The 2,605-nt window shown below is 49.2% G+C and carries 2 protein-coding genes; both read left to right on the top strand.

The annotated features are described in order from the left end of the window. The coding region (locus tag KDK19_RS04345) for a hypothetical protein (protein WP_257291402.1) at positions 1–393 on the top strand (393 nt) is incomplete at its 5' end. Between the two features lie 128 nt (positions 394–521). Further along, positions 522–2,605 (top strand): hypothetical protein (locus tag KDK19_RS04340; protein ID WP_257274345.1); only part of this gene is annotated, 2,084 nt, incomplete at its 3' end.

The following is a 2,605-nucleotide window of genomic DNA, read 5'->3' as shown; positions in this document are numbered from 1 at the left end:
AAAAAAGGAATCACCCGTGGTATTCATAACAGCTGGTTCGATCTGAGGCAGGTGGAGCTTCCGGCCGGAATGACGCTGTTGGAAAAGATGCAGTACGAACATGACCCGTCGCTGATGAGCCCTTCAACACAACAGGCATTGGAGAAAGAAGTGCAGCGGCTGAAGAGCGATGGCATTCGGATGAACCCGGGCACCCTGACGCAGGCAACGCTGGCTTCGGAGGAAGCCCAAAAAGTGCTGAAAGAACGGGGGATTACTGTGGTCAGCGAGAAGCGCCCCTTCGTTACCAACGATGGCGCCCCGAAAGAATGGAAAATGCTGGTGCCAAAGAAGATAGCGAAGCCTGATGCTCAGGAGGATACGCCAGCGGGGTGGGCATGTACAATCCTTTGATCTTGCTCTGAAAATACAGTTACGGACAACAGACTGTAATGGAACTTTTTACCAGCCGGTTACTCCAAGAACCATAGAATCCACCCTCACGGAATTGGGTAAATAATAAGTTTTACTGGAGTATTACCATGAATGTTGTCCATGGAAGGCGAGCCTCTGCCAGCACGTGCCCTCAACCTCAACCAAACGTTGACACCCGTGCGGTGACGGCCTCTGGCCAATGGACAATCTGCGAATCGACCCGCCAGCTGCCACCCTGTCATCCCAGGGAGTATGAGCGACAAGAGCTACTGCGGGCTGCTGAGAGTGGTCGTCTGGCGTTTCGGCAAATTAGATTGACTAAAGAAAAAAATTACTTTTCAGGTAAGGGAACGCCGAGACCCTTTACCCTCGCCCTGCCGGGGGGGATGATGCCCATTAAGCCCATGCCGGAAATAGAGTTTGGCAAATGGATGGTAGGCATTGTTGATCCACAATGCCTATATGTCTATAAACGTGATGCAGCTACCGTACATCTGCTGGCAGATTTTGGCGCAACTCCGGAAACACTGCGAGCAAAACTACTGCCTGATCTGCAATCAACGCTCGATAGACGTCTTGAGCATGGCAATCAGGTCATCTGGAGAGTTTATCCTCACCGTTTCACTTCGGGACATCTGCAAGCGGATGGAACGTTCAGTTTACCAAAGTTGAAACCCGACAATGCCACCCCTCCACTTGATTACCCGGAACTGGTGCTCATTAAATATGGCAAAGAAGACATCAAATGCTTCTGTGTATACAACGATGTACAGACAAATATTGCCGATACCCTTCGGAACAAACGCCAGTGTGAAAAGGTATTAGAGCTTAAACCCTTGCCTCTGGTTGTTTATTGCCACCGCACAGGTTCTGTTCAGGTCTATTTTGATGATGAACTGGACAACAAACACCTGGCCAGGAATGAGGATTGCCTGGATTATTTTTCGATGTCACAGAGCATAGCCCCGGAAAATTTAAGAGGCATGTTGAATCTGCTACCAATGTCTTTGCGGACAGAGGCACTGAGTTCGGAATTAACCGTATCACCGGATACTGAGCACAAATTGCAACAAGCCATCAAACTGGTGGATGATCCTGATTCATACAGTTATGAGCAGCTTCTGAAATTAAAAGAAAGTGGCTTCCCCATTCACCAGCATTTTTTTCATGAAGGATGTTTTGAATCTTTGCTTGAAATGCTCCTGTGTTCCAAAAGGCTCAGAAACGGACAGCCTCAGGAGAAGCAAATTCAGAAACAGGAGGAAGTAGCTTGCCAAATGTTTCAGCTGCTTTTGGACAGTGGAGCAAGTCTGCCACGACATTGGTGCGTGGAATTCGTTTACTGGATGAATCGTTTTGACGTTAACCCAATGCCACTGGGCATAATGAATTGTATGCTGGCTGCCTTTAGACCATTTGAATTCCTGACTCCGCTCCATCTCAGGAAGCTACCTTTGACCGCCTGCCCTGGAGCAGTTGTTGAATTAGACCGCATTTGCCAGGGGCTTAATCAACAGCAACTGCAGGACGCCCTGGAAGAGCTGGTGCTACGATATTCAAGTGATGGTCAACCCGAGTCTCCTCTCGACATCATGCAGTCTCACTTACTAGCCCTGTTTCACTATGGGGCTCCCCTAAGCAGAAACTTTCTGGAATCTCTTAAATCCAGTTTGCAGAGGGAATATCGTGAAGGTGAGAAGGTTATAGATGATCTTGCTCCGCACGATTATATCGAATGGCTTAAAACACTCTGGGAACAACGGGAAACACATGCTTTCTACCAGAATTGGCCAGAGCATCTTCAGCAAGCTCAGCAGGACGTCGCGGACCTGAAACAATCTCTGGATATGAAGAATTCCCGCGACCTGGCGACACCATTGACAGCCAAGGCACCAACGGCATTACAGTTTCTGGTGGAGGCGTTCAGTAAACCGCCGGTCCTGCCTGATCATGTCGGTGATAATGAAAAAACCATCCTGAAGGTATTGCAGCATTATTACCGCCGTCCGGGTCCGGAACGCGTGATCAGGAGCCTTGGCGGACAGAGCTTGCCAATAGTATGGAAACCGCTGCACAGCTGCAGTCATGTCCTGCGGGCCAGGAATAATGGGCTCTGGTATATGGAGTTGCTGGAGGAATTTGAGCAGCATTACCTGAGCCCGAAAGAAAAAGAACTCCTGGCGCTGGCGAT

Origin of the sequence: Endozoicomonas sp. ONNA1 (genome assembly GCF_024606325.1) — a bacterium.
Classification (GTDB): Bacteria; Pseudomonadota; Gammaproteobacteria; order Pseudomonadales; family Endozoicomonadaceae; genus Endozoicomonas_A.
Note: the sequence above shows the minus strand (reverse complement) of the source record. Positions and strands in the feature narration are given on the sequence as shown.